Below are 15,636 nucleotides of genomic sequence, written 5' to 3' on the forward strand. Positions count from 1 at the left end.
AACTAAGCCTTGAATATTTTTGATTTAAAATATGCATTGTTTTGGAAGTTCATCGTTCCATCTTTGCTTATGAAGTTAATTTCACTATTACCGTTTGAGTATCCTTGAAAGTTACCAATATATTTATCCTTGTAATAAAATTCCATTTCTTCTAATGCAAGGTTCTTGTCACTTTCTAAACTCAAAAAATCTGGATTTGAAACAACTGGAATTGATATTCCTGCATGTCTTGCCTCATTTGCAGAAATCCATTTTCCATTTCGCAATACTCTAACGCTGTTATCTGGCAAAGGCTGTGATAAATTGGATATTTGCGCACTTAAAGAATTGAACATCTGCAACATAAAAGCCTGGTTTTCGTTAGGTTGTACTATTTCAATATTCGCGGAGTCAATCTCTAAAAGCTTAACAATAGAATTTACTTCGTTAGCTTGCATGTTTTCTGTTGACGTTAAGGCTGAGCTTATGCGTTCTACCTCAACCCTTACAGTATCGACTCTCAAAGATGGTGAGTAAAGTTGGTACCTGAAACCCAATAAATCAAAGGGGGTTTTTTCTCTTCCATCTGTCACCAATACTGTTTTTTTGTTAAACGCCTGCCTTAAACCTAGTTCGTAAAAAACATTTGCATTATTGGTACTTAAGTCGCATATAACCATTTCACTCTTGACGATATTTAGTAAAATATCGTGCATGATCATATTTGATGAAGAGTTATCATCTGCTCTAATAGGTTCGTAACCAGCCTGTCTGCAAGCTGGGGCAATTAAGTTATCGTAAACCCTTTTAAAATGTCCAGGTTCATAGTTAGGATGATCTGCAATTGGCATTATTACAAAGCAAACTTTGTGCGAATCTTCTTTATCAGACGACTCGTTGCTGATTTTCATTGGTTTATCTTTCGCAGCCATCATGTTTCCTTAATTGATTCTAAGTATGATTTTTCCAAGGATTTCTATATCATCGATGTTGCAATCAAAAGCCATGCCGATTCCGCTGACTCTGATTTTTCTAACGGGAATACGACCTAAAGTTCTAACGCTTAATTTACCTTCAATATTTACCAACCACTCTCCATCAAAAATTTCAGAGAATTTCTTATCAATAATATATTGCGCGTTTTCATCCAATAGACAAAACGCATCTGTAGGTAACGGGGCACCTTCGCGAAAGAAGGCTTTATCAAGCATTACAAAGCCTGAATCGAATAGCTTCCCGCCGATAAGTTTTTTACGAGGCAGATTCAGTATATCTGAGGAATCATCTTCAAACTTTTTGCCTGCACCACTTGTTAGCCATTCAAGGCTAACCCCGGTTTCCAGTACGCATTGCACAACAATATCCGCCGGAAAGGTGCCGCGCTTCCTCCTGGCTGACATGCTACTTGCAGCCATTTCTAAATGATCTGCCAGCTGCAGGGATGTGCCGAAGCCGTAAGCCTCACAAACACGATCTAAGACCAATGCGCTATCAGTTGGTAGGGCAAATTTTCCATTATCTCGCATTTATTGGTTGCAAATTCGATTAAGTCGAATTAGTCTCCGTGTTGTAAGTTCGATAAACGTGAATATTGTTGAATGTTGCTGCATTCAAACGAATCAGGAGTTTGCCCTATGCGCCCTAACATTACAATCACCATCCCTACGCCCTACCTACCCCTTGAGGAGTATTGCCGCTTAACAGGCATCGCTATGGGAACTGCCCGCGATATGGTTCGTGATGGCCGCTTACCTATTCGCGGAAAAGGGGATAAACCGCGTGCGAGAGTAGAGGTCAACATGGCAGCTCTTACTGTTGAAGCATTAAGCGAATGCCGTATTTCGCTTCAGGCGTAATCCAGGCTATCAATTCGTAAGGTGCGAATCATGTACGATTATAAAGTTTCAGTACGAAACCATCTTGATGATGCCTGCCGTCAGTTTTCACTGGCACACAACGTCACAGAACTGGCTAAAAAAGCAGGAATGCAACCGGCCACACTGCGTAACAAGCTGAACCCGGATCAGTCGCACCAACTGACCTTACCTGAACTGCTGGCGATCATTGATCTCACCGAAGACCCAACCATTCTGGATGGTCTTCTGCGTCAGATTAATTGTCAGCCTTCTGTGCCGGTAAACAACGCCAGACCTGAAAACATGCAGTTTTGTGCATTAACTGCTGTGGCCAGCGTCGGAGCTATCGCCGGGGAAGCGGTTTCAACGGAAAAGATGACCGTTGCGCGCCGCAATCAGATCCTTAACAAAGCCAGTGATGCTATCCGCAGCCTGTCTTTGCTCGTCTATTCCGTTGAGAGTCGTTTTCAAACTGTGCCGGTGTTGGCTGCTGCCGTTGATGTGGTTAGCGCTTCAATGCCTGGCATCGTTGTGTGAGGTAAATATGTTCGTATTTGTGAATCTGTTAAAGCGCCAGTCGCCATCGAAACAACTGCCTGCGTATGGCCACGGAACCATTCAGCTGCCCAACGGCCTGCGCTGGAATCCAGCTTTAACAAAAAAAAATCATGAGGCAAAGCATGAATGCAAATGATGAAAAATGGCTGGGCGTGCTGCGCCAGATGGTTTCTGGACACAGCACACAGGCCCACAGTATCTGGGAACGGCTTAGCGAAAATCAGCGAGGAATTATTCTGCACGCCGCAGGTTTAAAGGCGCGTCACTGTCGTTATTCGTGGGGCCAGTTCACTGACCGCGAATTACACCAGATTAAGCGTGGCCTGCAGCGTCTGAAGTGCATGGTTGAAATGTTTAAGGGGCTGGGGCTGCTGGCGTTTCAACAGGAAAAGAAACCATCACCGAGCGCGCTACACGCAGCGCGATCAGTCCCTACAGTACCGGGGACGCCAGTACATGAGCTGATAACGGCGCGGCAGCAACTGCGCAAACCCGCTGACAATCGCGCCCACTGAGGAAATGTTATGAATATCATCACTGTTGAAAAAAAAGGGTTACTGGAAGATTTCCGCGACTGGGGCGTTAACCCGGATTATGCAGAGTTCTTCCTGAGCAAATGTGACACAGAAGGCAGCACGGTCGCATTAAAACAATTCGTCTTTAACGACACGATCCAACTGGACGACAAAATGCAGTGGCTGCTGGTAAGTTCTGCTTTCTGGTGCCGTGCATTCCGTGAGGCAGAAACCCACACGCAGCAGATTGAAGCGTTGAGCGCAATCCGCGCAATTTACTTTGCCGCTGGCTTCCTTGGAGCATCGCCTATTGTGGCCCTTATCCGTTCATGGTGGAGCGTGTCTTACGAATTACATTTGCTGTCATCCCCTAACCAGTCGCAGATGCCGGTAAAGCCTTTCCGTTCCTCAATTCTTAATTCGCTGTTTAACCGCTAATAACCCGACGCACGATTTTTTGGCTTTCCGACGGATAGCCGGGGATTCGTGCGCTCTGAAATGGAGAAAAGCCATGAGAATGACCCGTCAGGATTTAAAAAAAGAAGCGGCCGGCAGCAGTGAACTGGTTCAGGAGCTATGCAGTCAGGCGCGTGTGGAAGGTGGCAAGGATATGGCAACTAAACTGTCTGGCCGCCTTGATCGCCTGGCAACACACGCAGCCAATAAAGGACTGTCTGCTGTTGAGATTGTTGAACTGATCCGGCAGGAAGCCGAAGCGATTGATGGCAAGGGCGGTGCGCTATGGCAGTAAAACCAACTCAGGAAGCGTTCACCCTTGCAATGTGTGTGTTGAAGTGTGCTCAAAAAACTAGCATTAAAGAGGCGGCTGACGAGCTGGAAAAGCTTTTTTATAGTCCTGAAGAGTTGCGAACACTGCATCAAACCCGCGAAAAGTGGCGGTGCTATCAAGACAGTTTACCAGCGTCAGCGACTTCAGAAACTCCGACGCAGCAACATACTCTGCGAGGTCAGTGCAGTTAATCGAACGGTATAAATAGCCGTCATGAAACAAAGCAATTTTATAAGAAGTTATGCCTGAATCATTTTCCTGAACGGCAAGCCATTCCGTAATGCGAACGTCATGCGCAGGGCGTTCGCAATCTTTCAAATATCTGTTTTCCATAGCTTCCTTGAGGTAAATGTGAGCGTTCATGAGGTTCTAAATCATAATGGCGAGTATCACGCCGTCAACAAAATGCGGCGTGAGTTCTTTTCGCCTGGCGCACCGCAGGGCATCACTCTCACCGAGCTTAAACTCTGGCATTGTGATTCCTCCGATCATGAGTGGCGCAGCCAGTTTCTGCATGACATTCCGGATTACCTGTCCGGATATTTTGGCCAGCGATATGAATCGCTTTTAAAGTCATCAAAAAACGGTCGCCGCCGTGCCAATACGTTCTTACGAAACACTATCGGTAAGAGCGTATTGCCACGTCTGAAACTTGTGAATGCAGCATGGCAGCGTGATTATTCAACCGGTATGCCTTCACCTTTCAAAGATAACCTTGATGATCTGCCGGGCTATGATCGGGACCGTGTGCGTGATCTGGCTTATAACATTGCCAGTCACTTAGGCGAGGCTTTTCACTCCTGGGCTGAAATGACGGCGCCTGACGATAAACCTGATGAAGACGAGCTGAAGCAGCGCACGGCTCAGGGTTATGTATTTCTGGCACAGGAAGCACTCAAATGCGGTACTACGCCGCCTTTCTGGCTGTCCGTTAAGAAGACCGGCAGGATTAAACGTCGCCACGCTGAAAGTGCGATTCTGCGCATGATGTCACCTGAATGGTGGCGGGTTCGTCTGCAGCGTCGTCGTGATCTGCACCGTGAGCATATGGCGATTGCTGTGGGGCAGGTCCAGAAGGCCGCCAGTCCCTACGTTTCACGCGGAACACTCGGAGAGTGGGCAGAACAGAAAAAGCGTAACCGCGAGTTTTTCAAAAAGTTTGATCTGGTTAATGAGGATGGTGATCGCATTGCGCTGGCCGATATGGTCAACCGCAGCAATGCTAATCCCGCTATTCGCCGCTGTGAGTTAATGGCGCGTATGCGTGGTTTCGAAGATATTGCCAACCATGAAGGCTATGCCGGTGATTTTTACACGATCACAGCGCCGTCACGTTTTCACGCCGTACACAGCAAAGGTGGATTCGTTTCAAAGTGGAACGGTGCCAATCCGCGCGACACTCAAAAATATCTCTGTTCTGTCTGGGCAAAAATCCGGGCAGCTTTTTCCCGTGCCGGTATCCACGTTTTCGGCTTCCGCGTTGTGGAGCCGCATCACGATGGAACACCACACTGGCACATGCTGCTTTTCATGCGTCCTGAACACGTTGACGAAGTGCGGGACATTATGTGTTACCACGCGCGGATTGCTGACAGTGAGGAGCTGAACACGGAAAAGGCGTTAAAGGCGCGTTTTCACGTTGAGCCGATTGATCCCACTAAAGGCAGTGCGACCGGCTACATAGCAAAATACATCTCTAAAAATATCGACGGCTATGCGCTTGATGAAGAAAGCGACGGCGAAACGGGCGGAAACGCGCGTGAAATGGCAAAGGCTGTTTCAGCCTGGGCATCACGCTGGCGCATCCGGCAGTTTCAGCAGATTGGCGGTGCGCCGGTGACGGTGTGGCGCGAGTTGCGCAGACTGGGTGACCAGCAGATTGAGCAGCCGGAAATGGATGCGGTTCTGGCATCTGCAAGCGTGGCGGTTGACTGGGCAGCATACACACAGGCGCAGGGCGGTCCGCTCGTTGCCCGGTGTGATCTGGTTGTTCGTCTGGCTTATGAAATTACCGAATGTGGCAATGAGTACGGTGAAGACATTCAGCGGGTGCAGGGGGTTTACTGTCCGCGCGCTGCCGGCTCAGAAGTGCCGACACGTCTGGTTAAGTGGGAAAAGGTAGCCAAACTGGCCGAAGCGTCAGCGGAGGCTGGCTTTTCTGGCGGCAACGCCGCCCCTTGGAGTTCTGTCAATAACTGTACGGGGCCGAAGCGCCGCAGGTTAGAAGTGGAGCTGAAAGCCAGGGGGTTTGAGGGCAGTGATGAAGAAATCGACCAGCTATTAAGCGGGGCTGCGATCTCTTTCAGGGGGCATGGCCTTTTGAAGTATCAGGCGGAGCGTCTAATAGACGTTGCCGATACGAATGAAAACGAGCTTTGGCCGGGCTGGGCGTAAGGTAAGGTCTGGTATTGCATCAGGTTTATAGCGGATGAATCTCAAAAAAAGATTCATATTTCGTAATGGATATTATACTGTATGGGCATACAGTGTTTGATGTAAGGGAGGTTGAAATGTCTGTGTCGTTAAGCCAGATAGTTAAGGTGGAACGGATTGATTTTATAGTGAAAATGATGACTCATTCACTTGTCGAAGATAAACGCCGCGCATTACTTGATGAATGGCTGGGAGAACTGACGGCGGACCTTTTAGCTGACCTGAAAAGCGAAGCGAGGAGAAGCGCCCCAGTAAGTGAGGGGCGTTCTTATCAAGATGCCTGAAGTAGTTTTAAAGTCAGCTGTTTTTGTTCTGCTGACATGCCGCTGATCACCTGCTGAATCAGCAAGTCGCCCTTTTTGGCGCTAGGGCTGATTGTGTGGGAAAACGTCAAATTCATAACAAAAGTGTGTCCACACTCTACGTCTGCACATGCGCAATAGATATCTGCAATATCACGATGTTTACGGTTAGTTTTACGGATGACCGCCTTTGATTTGCACTCTGGGCACTCAATTTTTAACACGCGCATATTTGCGGCTCCGGCATTATAAGTTTGCCTGGATTTTATCCGATTACGCCTCATGCCGCATCCTTGTTCTTTGATTGCTGGGAAAATTTCAGGTGAAGGTGCTCCGGTACTTCCGGATCACCGTTTACCGCCATCATGAGGCGGCGCTGAAGTGGTGCCACCTCGTTTTTCTTATAGGTGGCTTCCACCTTTTCCGGATCACCCAGGCCGGAAGTATTCTGCGGAATAATCCCTGCAAGCCCAGCCGGAAAGCGGTGCGCGTTCAGCACGTCCTGCGCGCTGATGTTCTTCACGTTGGCAAATTCATCTTTCGCGCCAATGTCCCCCATCTGGATAAACTGCACGCCTTCCTTATCCCCGCCGGGGATGTTCACCAGAATAGTGCTGAAGTTGCCGATCCCCTTGCTGTTGGCCAGCTGCTGCTCAATCTCTTCTTCCACTTCATCCGTCATGTTCGGGTCCGTGGTGTAGAGAATGCCGCCGGTGTGCGCGCCGTTGTGATAGTACCGGCGGCGGAAAATCACCGCTTCGCTGTTGAGAAGCGCGGAGTGAATGCCGCCGATATAATCCGGCAGGCCGTAAATCTGCTGCTGAGGGTCATACATCCGGATAAAAATCACATCCTCTTCGGCGTATACCAGCGGTTCACCTTTCTGCAGCACCACAAACTCACCGTCTTTGCGGCGGCGCATGTAGAGGCCGGGCATCGGTTCCAGGGCAACCACGTCGCCCCAGCCGTTGCGGATTTTGACGAGCGCCAGATCCCCGAACGTAAGCAAATCCATCGCGCCAGCCTCCAGGCTGTCAAACGTCAGACCGCCGCCCAGATAATCAGAAAGTACCATGTTTTTGCGCGCGTGCAGGATGCCGCCGTGCTGGCCATTGAGGTTTACCAGCTGCGCCAGTGCAAGGCGGTCAATAGGCAGGCTGTAATGGTCAAAATCGTTGTCATACCACACGTCGCGGTAATCGGTGCCGGTGGTCAGAACCGGTTCAGGCTTGCCGAAGCGCAGCACAGACATTTTGCGCTTACCTGCCGCCTGCTGTGCGCCGCTGGCGCGTTGCTTATATCGTTTTTTCATGCTGCCTTCTGAAACTTCCATTTGGATTTAGGTTTGTGCTCGTAGTTGAGCGGCTCGTTATCCAGACCATGCATAATTGCCCAGGCTGCCTCTGCGTGGCCGGTTTCCGCCGTGCGATCAGCGACGAAGGTCACCGCGGCACCCGATTTCGTGACGGCGCGCCGGATGGACATAAACGACGCGGCCACCTCCTTCAGATCCGCATCCCATTCAATGCGGCCGCTTTCAATGACGTCCGCCGCCTTGAGCACCAGGCGATTCTTCGTGCTCAGGTCGTAGCGAATAGGTTTCAGCACGCGCATGGCAAAGGGGTGGATGTTGTCGTAAACGCCCTGGCCGATGCCGGTCACGTCTACGCCCAGATAGGTGAAGTTGTACCGGCCAAAGAGTTTTTTGATCTCGCTGGCCTGATGGCGGAAATTCATGCCGCGCCAGTTGATGATGGCCAGCACCCGGAACTTCTCACCGGCCAGCACCGGCGGGGCCATAATCACGAAGGTAGACAGGTCGCCGGAGCGGGCCGGGTCATAACCGCCCCAGACAGGACGATCGCCAAACGGGCGGCGCGCTTTCGGGTCGTGGTCCTGCCAGAAAGTAATGTCAGTGCCGCATTTCTCCAGGTCGGAAAAGCTGAACACCGCGTCTTTACTGTCAACGAACACGCACATGTAGAGCATATCGAACGTGTCTTTGCTGTAGCGGTTACGCAGCTTGTCGATGCTGGCGAGGTTGAAGCCGTTGGCAATCGCGTCTTCCATCGTGATGACGTAGCGCCACTGGCCATCGGGGCAGAGGCGTCCGCCGTCACGCATGGCGTCGAACGTGGGGAACACCACGGCGGCGCGTTTTTTACTGCCTTTCTTCCACTCCTCGCCGGTCCAGAACGGGTAAGCCTGATGCGTTTTGGCTGACGGCGTTGAAAAGTAGGTGGTGCGCCATTTGTCGTGTGTGGCCATCGCAGAGGCCACTTCATTCAGCCGCGCGAAGTTAGGAACCCAGAAATATTCGTCACAATAGAGGTGGCCGCTGTATGACTGCGCCGTATTCTTGTTTGTGGACAGAAAGCGCAGCTCTGCGCCGTTACTCAGGCGGATAGGGTTGCCGGTAAGCGTGATGCCAAAGTATTCCTGTGCGATGTTGACGATATACGAGCGGAAAACTTCCGCCTGCGCGCGCGAAGCAGAAAGGAAAATCTGCGGGTCACCGGTCAGCACGGCGTTTTCAAACGCCTCGAATGCAAAATACCAGGTCGCACCGATCTGGCGGCTTTTGAGAATGTTACGTACCTGCTGGCCAATGTTCAGGCGCAGGTGTTTCTGATAGCCAAACAGGTGTTCTTCGGCCCATAAGTTCAGGTCGTCTTCCGTCAGCCCGGAAACGTCATTTTTATTGTATTTGCGCTTACTGCGCGGCTGATCACATTCCTCTTCGCTGCCGCCGTTGCTGCTGCCTGCGGATGCCGGGCGCGCGGCGGCCAGCTTCTCTTTATGCTTGTTGTGCTGCGTGCGCAGCTTGACCGCATGAGCAATCAGCTGATCCAGCTCTTTCAGTTCCAGCTCTGTTTTGCCATCGCGCCCGGTCAGCAGCTGGATGCGGCGCTCTATCGCATCTTCCGTGCTTTCGTGGCTGAGCATATCTGCCCAGCCTTCCTTTTCTGCCCAGTAATAAATGATCCGCGCATTCGGCAGATTTAATTCACTGGCGATTTCCTTCGGCGTGTATCGCCTTAAATACAGGGCGCGCGCAACGCCGCGTAATTCTTCACTGTATTTAGCCATCCGGTAATTTCATTCCTTTATTTTCCTGAACGCTATTATGCCGATGAAGAGTAAATAAAAACCCCGCTTTGATTCTTTATGGTTCGTTTAATTGTCGTTATCCGAACGCAGCAGAATTTGTCAGGGTGCAGCAGGCGGATAATTCATTAATAATGGCTCTGCTGTTACGGAGGGCAGGAAAATATATGTCACAGTTATGTACTGACTGGCTGTGTATTGCCACCGAGGGAGATACGGTTGACCGCCGCGAATTAAAGCGGGAATGGTTAATTGATGCTGCTGAAACATATAACCCTGAATTATACGCTGCACTTATTTGGCCGGAGCATGAACGCGATTACGGAAATGGGGGCAGTGTAAAACAGGTGATGTGGCAGGAAGGTGATGACGGGCTGGTAAGGCTTTACGCAAAAATCAGTCCGAACATGAGCCTGATTGAAGCCAATAAACGCGATCAGCTTCTTTATTTTTCGGTAGAGCTTACCGAAGACGGAGACTTTCGCGGCACGGGGCGCAGCTATCTCGAAGGTCTGGCGGCAACGGACTCGCCTGCCAGCGTGGGCACTTCACGTATGCGCTTTAGCCAGCGCAAAAAAATCAAACCCGGCTGCTATCGCTATAAGTTTGGCCGGAATGGAAAAGTGGAACAGGAACCAAAAATGAAAAACTGGCAAAAGCTGTTTGGCATTCAGCCTAAAAAATTCGCTGAAGATGATGCGACTAATGATGCGCCTGAAGACAGCGACAAATTACAGGCGCTGGCTGAGGCTCTGAATAATCTGGAAGGCCGTGTGTCTGCAATTGAAACGCAGCTGGCTTCCACGCAGGAAGATGTGGACACGATTGCCGAAGTGGTGGATACGCAGGAATTTGCCACGCTGCGTGAACATATCGGGGCAGTCATTAAAAACTTCGGAAAGCTGGATAACAAGATTACACAGCTGCCGAAGCGTAAGCCCGGCGATAAGCAGGAAAGTCGCAAATTTAAATTCATCTAATTTCGCCTTCGTCAGGGAAGTTTCTTTAAGTCGCATTATTTGCGAGAGGGTTATTTATGAAGTTAAACAAACGCGCACTGGAATTTATCGACGCATTCTCTGCCGGTCTGGCAGAGCATTACAGCGTGACGAATCCGGCCCGCGCATTCAGCCTCACCGATCCGCAGGAAACCAGCTTACGCGCTGCGCTGCTGGAGTCCGTGGAGTTCCTGGACATGATCACCGTGGCAGACGTAGACCAGCTGAGCGGCCAGGTCGTTTCGGTGGGTGCGTCCGCACTTCATACCGGGCGCGTGGCTGACGGGCGTTTCCGTCGCAAAGTCGGTGTAGACGGCAACGATTACAAGCTGGTCGAAACCGATTCCTGCGCGGCGCTGAAATGGGATCTGCTTTCACTGTGGGCTAACGCCGGTGATGAAGGTGAATTTTTCCAGATGGTGCAGACGTTTTCAAACCAAGCGTTTGCGCTGGACATGCTGCGCATCGGCTTTAACGGCAAAGAGGTGGCGACGACAACCGATCCGGAGAAAAACCCGAACGGCGAAGACGTCAATATCGGCTGGCATCAGCGCATGAAAGGCTTCAAAGACGGTTACCAGATTATGACCGATAAGGTCACCCTGGACGATGCCGGTGATTATCACTCACTGGATGCGATGGCCTCTGACCTGATTAACGCCAAAATTCCGGCACAGTTCCGTAACGATCCGCGTCTGGTGGTGCTGGTCGGGGCCGATCTGGTCGCGGCGGAGCAGTACCGCCTGTATCAGAAGGCGGACAAGCCCACGGAGAAAATCGCCGCGCAGATGCTGGGCAGCACCATTGCCGGGCGCACCGCGATTATCCCGCCGTTTATGCCGGGCAAGCGCATGGTGGTCACGCCACTGTCAAACCTGCACATCTACACGCAGCGCGGCACGCGCCAGCGTAAGGCGGAGTTTGTGGAAGACCGCAAACAGTACGAAAACAAGTACCTGCGCAATGAAGGTTACGCCGTTGAGGAGCCGGAGCTGTACGCGGCCATTGACGAAGATGCGGTGACCATCGGCAAGGTGACCGAACCGGCAGAGGGCTGATTATGAGTCTTTCACCCGCACAGCGACACAGCCAGCGCGTGGCCATGCAGCAGCAGCAGGCGCGGCTTGAGGAAGTAAACACCACGGCCAGCCTTCACCTGCAGATGCAGGAAATCATGGAAGACGTGGCGGTATTACGCAGCCTCGATACCACGGCAGAGCGCGTGGCCATGAAGCGTGATGTGCTGCTGCCGAAGTGGATGCCCACGGTCGAAAGCTATCTCGAACTGGGCCGCGTGTATGCCAATCCGGTGTTTGCGTACTGCGTCGTCTGGCTGTTTGACGTGGGCGAGTTCGATCAGGCGCTGGACTGGGCAGACATTGCCATTGCGCAGGAGCAGGCCACGCCGGAAAACATCAAATCACGATTCCCGGCTTTTGTGGCCGATCAGATGATGAACTGGGCAGAGCAGGCAAGCCAGGCGGGTGAAGACTTAGAGCCTTATTTCTCGCGGACGTTTGAGAACGTTACGCAGCGCTGGCGGCTGCACGAGGAGATTACCGCTAAGTGGTTCAAATTCGCGGGGCTTCTGCTGCTGCGTGATGAATCAGGACAGGCGCGGGCGGCGGCGTCAGATAGCGTTGAAACGCTGTCTGAGGCTGACCGGCTGCTGGCGGCCGCCGAGGCGAAGTATCACAAGGCAGGCGTAGGCACGATGCGCAAGACGATCGCGGCGCGCATCCGAGCGCTTACGGCTGAATAACGACTACCGCAGGCCGGGTGGGCGCGGATGAGGGCAGAACACGCAGTGTAATGCGCCGTGGATTCCGGTCAGCCCACCTTTTTACGGGGGATTTTATGTTCAGTGGCAAGCCGATTGAATACCAGGACAGCCCGCTGACTAATGACGGATTCTGGCCGGATATGAACCTGTCAGACTTCCAGCGCAGCCGCAGTATTCCGGCTGACGTGGACGCGGAAACCGTGGCGAATGCGCTGCTTACGGCGGCAGCGGAGGTAAACAGCGGGCTTGCCGGTGTGCAGGAAAAGCACCGGGCGGCAGGATACCAGACCGCTGCTGACGTGCCGGGTGTCAGCATGAACGGCATCAGTCAGCTGGCGGCGCAGTATAAAAAGGCGGTGTATGCCAGGGCAAAAGCAGACCTGATGGGTGAGTTTGCGTCAGTTGGCCGCCGCGAGTCGCATCCGGGACAGGAGAGCGATGAAACGCGCAAGGGATTGCTGGCGGAGGCGTCAGTGACTATCCGCCTGATTAAAGGGCTTAAGCGCGCCACGGTGAGGCAGGTATGAGCACAGAAAGTCAGCTTGAATCACTGACCAGCTTCATTAAGTCAGAAATGCCGCAGCGCGCCATGCAGTCATTTACCAGCGAAATGACGGGACTGAAAACCATCCCCGCCGCGCGTGATATGGGGCTGGGACAGGTGCAGCTTTCGGTGATCCGCTATGACGCGGAGCTTATCTGGGAGCGCTTCCCGTACCGCGAATGCGATCCGCGTCTGCTGATGGCGCTGCTGGAAGTCTGGCAGGCGACTGATACCGAAGACCGGGATTTATTCAGCCAGGTCGGTATAACAAACGCCGATCCGGACTGGGACATTGAGCTGATTGACGAGGAAACCGCAATTGTGACCGTTACGGTGCCAATGGCGGAACGCCTGATCATCGTGCCGGATGAGAACGGGCCGGTCCCTTATCAGGGCGGGCGTTACCGGCTGGCCGATCCGGAAATCTGGACGGCGCTGAGCGCGATGATTTACACGGAGGTTGAGGAGTGATTTTCGGGGCGGAGATTAATGCCGCGCAGCTGCGTGACATGCGCCGCGAGATTGCAAAGCTGGAGCTGCCCGACAAAAAGCGCCAGCGGCTTATCTGGCGCATGGCGAAGTATGGCGTGATCCCGGCGGCAAAGCGCAACGTACGCAATCAGCAGTCACCGGACGGCACGCCGTGGCAGGCAAGAAAAACGCGCCGCCGGGGAAAGATGCTGCGCAATCTGCCGAACCTGCTGCACATCCGCGAACTGCCCGAAATTGAAGCCGTGCGGCTTTATCTGCAGGGCGGCGGATATCGCAACGGGGACAAAGCCGTACCGGCTGGGACCGTGGGTTACGCGCAGCAGGAAGGCATGAAAACCAGCGTCAGGGCGCGCGGTAAGGGTAGCACTGCTTCGGCAGGGAAAATGGCCTCGCTGGCGCAGGCTAAACGGCTGCGAAAGCTGGGCTACAAAGTGAGGCGCGGTAAGCGCTGGCGCAAACCGCCGTTTAAGGAAATTACAGAAACGATGGGATATGCGCAGGCCGGTCTGCTGATCCGCAGGCTGACGGGCCGGGCAGCAAAAACGGTGTGGACTGTCGATGTGCCGTCCCGTCCGTTTCTTGGGATGGGCAGCGACGATTTCAATAAGGCGCTGGCGCGCCAGCTGCAGGCCATTGGCTACGGCTGGGACGTTAATGCGCAGGATATCAGGGGAAGGGTATGAGCTGGCCAAATGTAACGGTCAATCAGCTTAATCAGCTGCAGGGTGAAACAAAGGATATTGAGCGCGTCGTGCTCTTTATCGGGCGCGGCGCAACGAACGCCGGGAAGACGCTGGCGGTTAATACGCAGACCGATTTTGATGCGCAGCTGGGTGCGGCGGATTCGGTGCTGAAAAGTCTTGTTATGGCCGCGCTGGAGAATGCCGGTCAGAACTGGTCCGCATACGTTCACGTCCTGCCCGAAGATGCAGAGCTGGCGGCATGGACAGATGCCGTGCTGAGCGCGCAGCAGGTGGCATCCGTGGAGGGCGTTGTGCTGTGTGAAGAGGTGCCGGATAAGAAGGAGATTAACGCGGCTGCCTCGCTTCGAAGTGCGCTGCTGGCGAAGTTCGGGCGCTGGGTGTGGTTCATTCTGTCAGCTGGCGGTCCGGAGGCTGATGAGGCCTGGCCGGATTATGTGACGCGAATGAGTGCGCTGCAGAGCGGAATTTCCGCGTCAGCGGTGCAGCTGGTTCCGCGCCTTTGGGGCAATGAGCCGGGCGTGCTGGCCGGTCGCCTGTGTAATCGCGCCGTGACCATCGCTGACAGCCCGGCGCGCGTGAAAACCGGGGCGCTGGTAAGCCTGGGCAGTGACAGTCTGCCGGTGGACGGCACAGATAAAGTGCTGGAGCTGGCCACGCTGCAGGCGCTGGAAAAGCTGCGTTTCAGCGTGCCGATGTGGTATCCGGACTATGACGGGCTTTACTGGTCTGACGGGCGCACGCTGGATGTGGAGGGCGGGGATTATCAGGTTATCGAGTACGTGCGTATTGCTGACAAAATCGCGCGCCGCGTGCGCCTGCTGGCCATCGCCCGAATCGCCGATCGCACACTGAACAGCACGCCGGGCAGCATTGCCGCCGCGCAGCAGAGCTTTGCGAAGCCGCTGCGTGAAATGTCTCAGTCAGTCCAGATTAACGGTATTCGCTTCCCCGGTGAGGTGAAATCGCCGCGCGACGGTGACGTATCGATCAACTGGAAAAGCGCTAAACAGGTGGAGATTTATATCGTGATGCGTCCGGTTGAATCACCAAAGGAAATTACCGTAGGGCTGCTACTGGATACCAGCCTGGACAGCACTGAGGGGGCAGCATGAGCCAGCGCATCAGCGGTCAGTCATTCGATGTAAACATCGACGGGGAATTACTCCACGTCGAAAAAATCTCTCTCGATATCACGGACAGCACGGCAGCGGCGTCCACGCGCGGCGTACCGGACGGACACGTAGCTGGGGAAGTCGCTGCAGAAGGTGAAATTGAGCTGAGCAGCAAAACCTTTCAGCAGCTGACCGCGAAGGCGCGCGCCGCCGGATCATGGCGCGGCATCGACACGCTGGACTTTCTGTTTTACGCGAAGGTCGGCAGCGAAGAAACGAAGGTTGAAGCCTTCGGCTGCAAACTGGTGCTGAGTAACGTGCTGGATATCGATCCGAAGGGCGGCGCTATCAGCACGCACAAGGTGAAGTACTTCGTGACCAGTCCGAAGTTCGTCAACATTAACGGCGTGCCGTATCTGGAAGCGGCGGCAACGGAAAGCCTGATCAGCTAACGGGGATACG

General features: G+C 53.1%; 22 protein-coding genes. 16 read left to right on the forward strand and 6 right to left on the reverse strand.

Translation table 11 applies throughout. From position 1 onward, the window contains the following. Positions 1 to 2 precede the first annotated feature (2 nt). Together ACNY69_RS11320 and ACNY69_RS11325 are read right to left on the reverse strand one after the other, a co-directional pair. Positions 3 to 914 (reverse strand): hypothetical protein, encoded by a 912-nt coding sequence (locus ACNY69_RS11320; protein WP_418798342.1) that lies wholly within the window; start codon positions 912 to 914, stop codon positions 3 to 5. A gap of 6 nt (positions 915 to 920) precedes the next feature. Beyond that, positions 921 to 1,505 (reverse strand): phage repressor protein CI, encoded by a 585-nt coding sequence (locus ACNY69_RS11325; RefSeq protein ID WP_418798344.1) that lies wholly within the window; start codon positions 1,503 to 1,505, stop codon positions 921 to 923. 108 nt (positions 1,506 to 1,613) lie between these two features. Here ACNY69_RS11325 and ACNY69_RS11330 point away from each other — a divergent pair, with 108 nt between their 5' ends. The 6 genes from ACNY69_RS11330 (at position 1,614) to ACNY69_RS11355 (ending at position 3,659) form a co-directional block, all read left to right on the forward strand. After that, on the forward strand, positions 1,614 to 1,835 hold the full coding sequence (locus tag ACNY69_RS11330) for a regulator (RefSeq protein ID WP_418798345.1): 222 nt from the start codon (positions 1,614 to 1,616) through the stop codon (positions 1,833 to 1,835). Positions 1,836 to 1,865: 30 nt separating this feature from the next. Continuing rightward, on the forward strand, positions 1,866 to 2,372 hold the full coding sequence (locus tag ACNY69_RS11335) for a phage regulatory CII family protein (RefSeq protein ID WP_418798348.1): 507 nt from the start codon (positions 1,866 to 1,868) through the stop codon (positions 2,370 to 2,372). A gap of 7 nt (positions 2,373 to 2,379) precedes the next feature. Beyond that, complete coding sequence (locus ACNY69_RS11340) at positions 2,380 to 2,529, forward strand: phage filamentation protein Fil family protein (protein WP_418798350.1); 150 nt, start codon at positions 2,380 to 2,382, stop codon at positions 2,527 to 2,529. Beyond that, entirely contained in the window at positions 2,516 to 2,908 is a 393-nt protein-coding gene (locus ACNY69_RS11345; RefSeq protein WP_346461759.1) for a hypothetical protein, read from the forward strand. The genes ACNY69_RS11340 and ACNY69_RS11345 overlap by 14 nt, the downstream gene beginning before the upstream one ends. Before the next feature lie 9 nt (positions 2,909 to 2,917). Continuing rightward, positions 2,918 to 3,346, forward strand: coding sequence for a hypothetical protein (locus ACNY69_RS11350; RefSeq protein WP_418798352.1), 429 nt, complete (start codon positions 2,918 to 2,920; stop codon positions 3,344 to 3,346). Between the two features lie 73 nt (positions 3,347 to 3,419). Further along, positions 3,420 to 3,659, forward strand: a complete 240-nt coding sequence (locus ACNY69_RS11355) for a DUF2732 family protein (protein WP_418798355.1) — start codon at positions 3,420 to 3,422, stop codon at positions 3,657 to 3,659. A 63-nt stretch (positions 3,660 to 3,722) separates the two neighbouring features. Here ACNY69_RS11355 and ACNY69_RS11360 read toward each other — a convergent pair whose 3' ends face one another. After that, positions 3,723 to 4,031 (reverse strand): hypothetical protein, encoded by a 309-nt coding sequence (locus tag ACNY69_RS11360; protein WP_418798358.1) that lies wholly within the window; start codon positions 4,029 to 4,031, stop codon positions 3,723 to 3,725. A gap of 72 nt (positions 4,032 to 4,103) precedes the next feature. Here ACNY69_RS11360 and ACNY69_RS11365 point away from each other — a divergent pair, with 72 nt between their 5' ends. Then, entirely contained in the window at positions 4,104 to 6,092 is a 1,989-nt protein-coding gene (locus ACNY69_RS11365; protein WP_418798586.1) for a replication endonuclease, read from the forward strand. A 65-nt stretch (positions 6,093 to 6,157) separates the two neighbouring features. Beyond that, positions 6,158 to 6,415 carry a hypothetical protein gene (locus ACNY69_RS11370; protein WP_418798361.1) on the forward strand — a complete coding sequence of 86 codons (258 nt, stop codon included), beginning with the start codon at positions 6,158 to 6,160 and terminating at the stop codon, positions 6,413 to 6,415. Here ACNY69_RS11370 and ACNY69_RS11375 read toward each other — a convergent pair. From ACNY69_RS11375 to ACNY69_RS11385, 3 genes are read right to left on the reverse strand one after another with little or no spacing between them, the layout of a single operon-like run. Then, positions 6,403 to 6,717: an Ogr/Delta-like zinc finger protein gene (locus tag ACNY69_RS11375; protein ID WP_418798363.1), complete on the reverse strand. Its 315-nt coding sequence runs from the start codon at positions 6,715 to 6,717 to the stop codon at positions 6,403 to 6,405. The two genes, ACNY69_RS11370 and ACNY69_RS11375, sit on opposite strands and share 13 nt — an antisense overlap. After that, positions 6,714 to 7,745 (reverse strand): phage portal protein, encoded by a 1,032-nt coding sequence (locus tag ACNY69_RS11380; protein ID WP_266306083.1) that lies wholly within the window; start codon positions 7,743 to 7,745, stop codon positions 6,714 to 6,716. The genes ACNY69_RS11375 and ACNY69_RS11380 overlap by 4 nt, the downstream gene beginning before the upstream one ends. Beyond that, a complete protein-coding gene (locus ACNY69_RS11385; RefSeq protein WP_418798365.1) occupies positions 7,742 to 9,523 on the reverse strand; it encodes a terminase large subunit domain-containing protein in 1,782 nt (593 codons plus the stop codon). The genes ACNY69_RS11380 and ACNY69_RS11385 overlap by 4 nt, the downstream gene beginning before the upstream one ends. Positions 9,524 to 9,708: 185 nt before the next feature. On the opposite strand from ACNY69_RS11385, the gene ACNY69_RS11390 reads away from it, so the two are divergent. The 8 genes from ACNY69_RS11390 to ACNY69_RS11425 all read left to right on the forward strand — a co-directional run bounded on the left by ACNY69_RS11390 (position 9,709) and on the right by ACNY69_RS11425 (position 15,626). Next, the gene (locus ACNY69_RS11390; RefSeq protein WP_418798367.1) at positions 9,709 to 10,521 is read left to right on the forward strand and encodes a GPO family capsid scaffolding protein; all 813 of its coding nucleotides are present in this window, start codon (positions 9,709 to 9,711) and stop codon (positions 10,519 to 10,521) included. A gap of 56 nt (positions 10,522 to 10,577) precedes the next feature. Then, the gene (locus ACNY69_RS11395; protein ID WP_418798369.1) at positions 10,578 to 11,597 is read left to right on the forward strand and encodes a phage major capsid protein, P2 family; all 1,020 of its coding nucleotides are present in this window, start codon (positions 10,578 to 10,580) and stop codon (positions 11,595 to 11,597) included. A 2-nt stretch (positions 11,598 to 11,599) separates the two neighbouring features. Beyond that, positions 11,600 to 12,301 carry a phage terminase small subunit gene (gene gpM, locus ACNY69_RS11400; RefSeq protein WP_418798372.1) on the forward strand — a complete coding sequence of 234 codons (702 nt, stop codon included), beginning with the start codon at positions 11,600 to 11,602 and terminating at the stop codon, positions 12,299 to 12,301. Positions 12,302 to 12,396: 95 nt separating this feature from the next. After that, positions 12,397 to 12,849, forward strand: coding sequence for a head completion/stabilization protein (locus tag ACNY69_RS11405; protein ID WP_182687442.1), 453 nt, complete (start codon positions 12,397 to 12,399; stop codon positions 12,847 to 12,849). After that, a complete protein-coding gene (locus tag ACNY69_RS11410; RefSeq protein ID WP_246760942.1) occupies positions 12,846 to 13,337 on the forward strand; it encodes a phage tail protein in 492 nt (163 codons plus the stop codon). The genes ACNY69_RS11405 and ACNY69_RS11410 overlap by 4 nt, the downstream gene beginning before the upstream one ends. Next, entirely contained in the window at positions 13,334 to 14,041 is a 708-nt protein-coding gene (locus tag ACNY69_RS11415) for a phage virion morphogenesis protein (protein ID WP_418798375.1), read from the forward strand. Before ACNY69_RS11410 ends, ACNY69_RS11415 begins: the two co-directional genes overlap by 4 nt. Continuing rightward, on the forward strand, positions 14,038 to 15,174 hold the full coding sequence (locus ACNY69_RS11420) for a DUF2586 domain-containing protein (protein ID WP_418798377.1): 1,137 nt from the start codon (positions 14,038 to 14,040) through the stop codon (positions 15,172 to 15,174). The genes ACNY69_RS11415 and ACNY69_RS11420 overlap by 4 nt, the downstream gene beginning before the upstream one ends. Continuing rightward, positions 15,171 to 15,626 carry a phage protein gene (locus ACNY69_RS11425; RefSeq protein ID WP_137241211.1) on the forward strand — a complete coding sequence of 152 codons (456 nt, stop codon included), beginning with the start codon at positions 15,171 to 15,173 and terminating at the stop codon, positions 15,624 to 15,626. Before ACNY69_RS11420 ends, ACNY69_RS11425 begins: the two co-directional genes overlap by 4 nt. Positions 15,627 to 15,636: the final 10 nt, after the last annotated feature.

The sequence above is a fragment of the Pantoea graminicola genome, from assembly GCF_048452665.1.
Taxonomy (GTDB): domain Bacteria; phylum Pseudomonadota; class Gammaproteobacteria; order Enterobacterales; family Enterobacteriaceae; genus Pantoea.

Excerpts from the sequence above, each read along its gene's own strand:
- ACNY69_RS11320 (WP_418798342.1), bottom strand. The coding sequence starts at position 914 with ATGATGGCTGCGAAAGATAAACCAATGAAAATCAGCAACGAGTCGTCT.
- ACNY69_RS11325 (WP_418798344.1), bottom strand. The coding sequence starts at position 1,505 with ATGCGAGATAATGGAAAATTTGCCCTACCAACTGATAGCGCATTGGTC.
- ACNY69_RS11330 (WP_418798345.1), top strand. The coding sequence starts at position 1,614 with ATGCGCCCTAACATTACAATCACCATCCCTACGCCCTACCTACCCCTT.
- ACNY69_RS11335 (WP_418798348.1), top strand. The coding sequence starts at position 1,866 with ATGTACGATTATAAAGTTTCAGTACGAAACCATCTTGATGATGCCTGC.
- ACNY69_RS11340 (WP_418798350.1), top strand. The coding sequence starts at position 2,380 with ATGTTCGTATTTGTGAATCTGTTAAAGCGCCAGTCGCCATCGAAACAA.
- ACNY69_RS11345 (WP_346461759.1), top strand. The coding sequence starts at position 2,516 with ATGAATGCAAATGATGAAAAATGGCTGGGCGTGCTGCGCCAGATGGTT.
- ACNY69_RS11350 (WP_418798352.1), top strand. The coding sequence starts at position 2,918 with ATGAATATCATCACTGTTGAAAAAAAAGGGTTACTGGAAGATTTCCGC.
- ACNY69_RS11355 (WP_418798355.1), top strand. The coding sequence starts at position 3,420 with ATGAGAATGACCCGTCAGGATTTAAAAAAAGAAGCGGCCGGCAGCAGT.
- ACNY69_RS11360 (WP_418798358.1), bottom strand. The coding sequence starts at position 4,031 with ATGGAAAACAGATATTTGAAAGATTGCGAACGCCCTGCGCATGACGTT.
- ACNY69_RS11365 (WP_418798586.1), top strand. The coding sequence starts at position 4,104 with ATGCGGCGTGAGTTCTTTTCGCCTGGCGCACCGCAGGGCATCACTCTC.
- ACNY69_RS11370 (WP_418798361.1), top strand. The coding sequence starts at position 6,158 with ATGGATATTATACTGTATGGGCATACAGTGTTTGATGTAAGGGAGGTT.
- ACNY69_RS11375 (WP_418798363.1), bottom strand. The coding sequence starts at position 6,717 with ATGAGGCGTAATCGGATAAAATCCAGGCAAACTTATAATGCCGGAGCC.
- ACNY69_RS11380 (WP_266306083.1), bottom strand. The coding sequence starts at position 7,745 with ATGAAAAAACGATATAAGCAACGCGCCAGCGGCGCACAGCAGGCGGCA.
- ACNY69_RS11385 (WP_418798365.1), bottom strand. The coding sequence starts at position 9,523 with ATGGCTAAATACAGTGAAGAATTACGCGGCGTTGCGCGCGCCCTGTAT.
- ACNY69_RS11390 (WP_418798367.1), top strand. The coding sequence starts at position 9,709 with ATGTCACAGTTATGTACTGACTGGCTGTGTATTGCCACCGAGGGAGAT.
- ACNY69_RS11395 (WP_418798369.1), top strand. The coding sequence starts at position 10,578 with ATGAAGTTAAACAAACGCGCACTGGAATTTATCGACGCATTCTCTGCC.
- gpM (WP_418798372.1), top strand. The coding sequence starts at position 11,600 with ATGAGTCTTTCACCCGCACAGCGACACAGCCAGCGCGTGGCCATGCAG.
- ACNY69_RS11405 (WP_182687442.1), top strand. The coding sequence starts at position 12,397 with ATGTTCAGTGGCAAGCCGATTGAATACCAGGACAGCCCGCTGACTAAT.
- ACNY69_RS11410 (WP_246760942.1), top strand. The coding sequence starts at position 12,846 with ATGAGCACAGAAAGTCAGCTTGAATCACTGACCAGCTTCATTAAGTCA.
- ACNY69_RS11420 (WP_418798377.1), top strand. The coding sequence starts at position 14,038 with ATGAGCTGGCCAAATGTAACGGTCAATCAGCTTAATCAGCTGCAGGGT.
- ACNY69_RS11425 (WP_137241211.1), top strand. The coding sequence starts at position 15,171 with ATGAGCCAGCGCATCAGCGGTCAGTCATTCGATGTAAACATCGACGGG.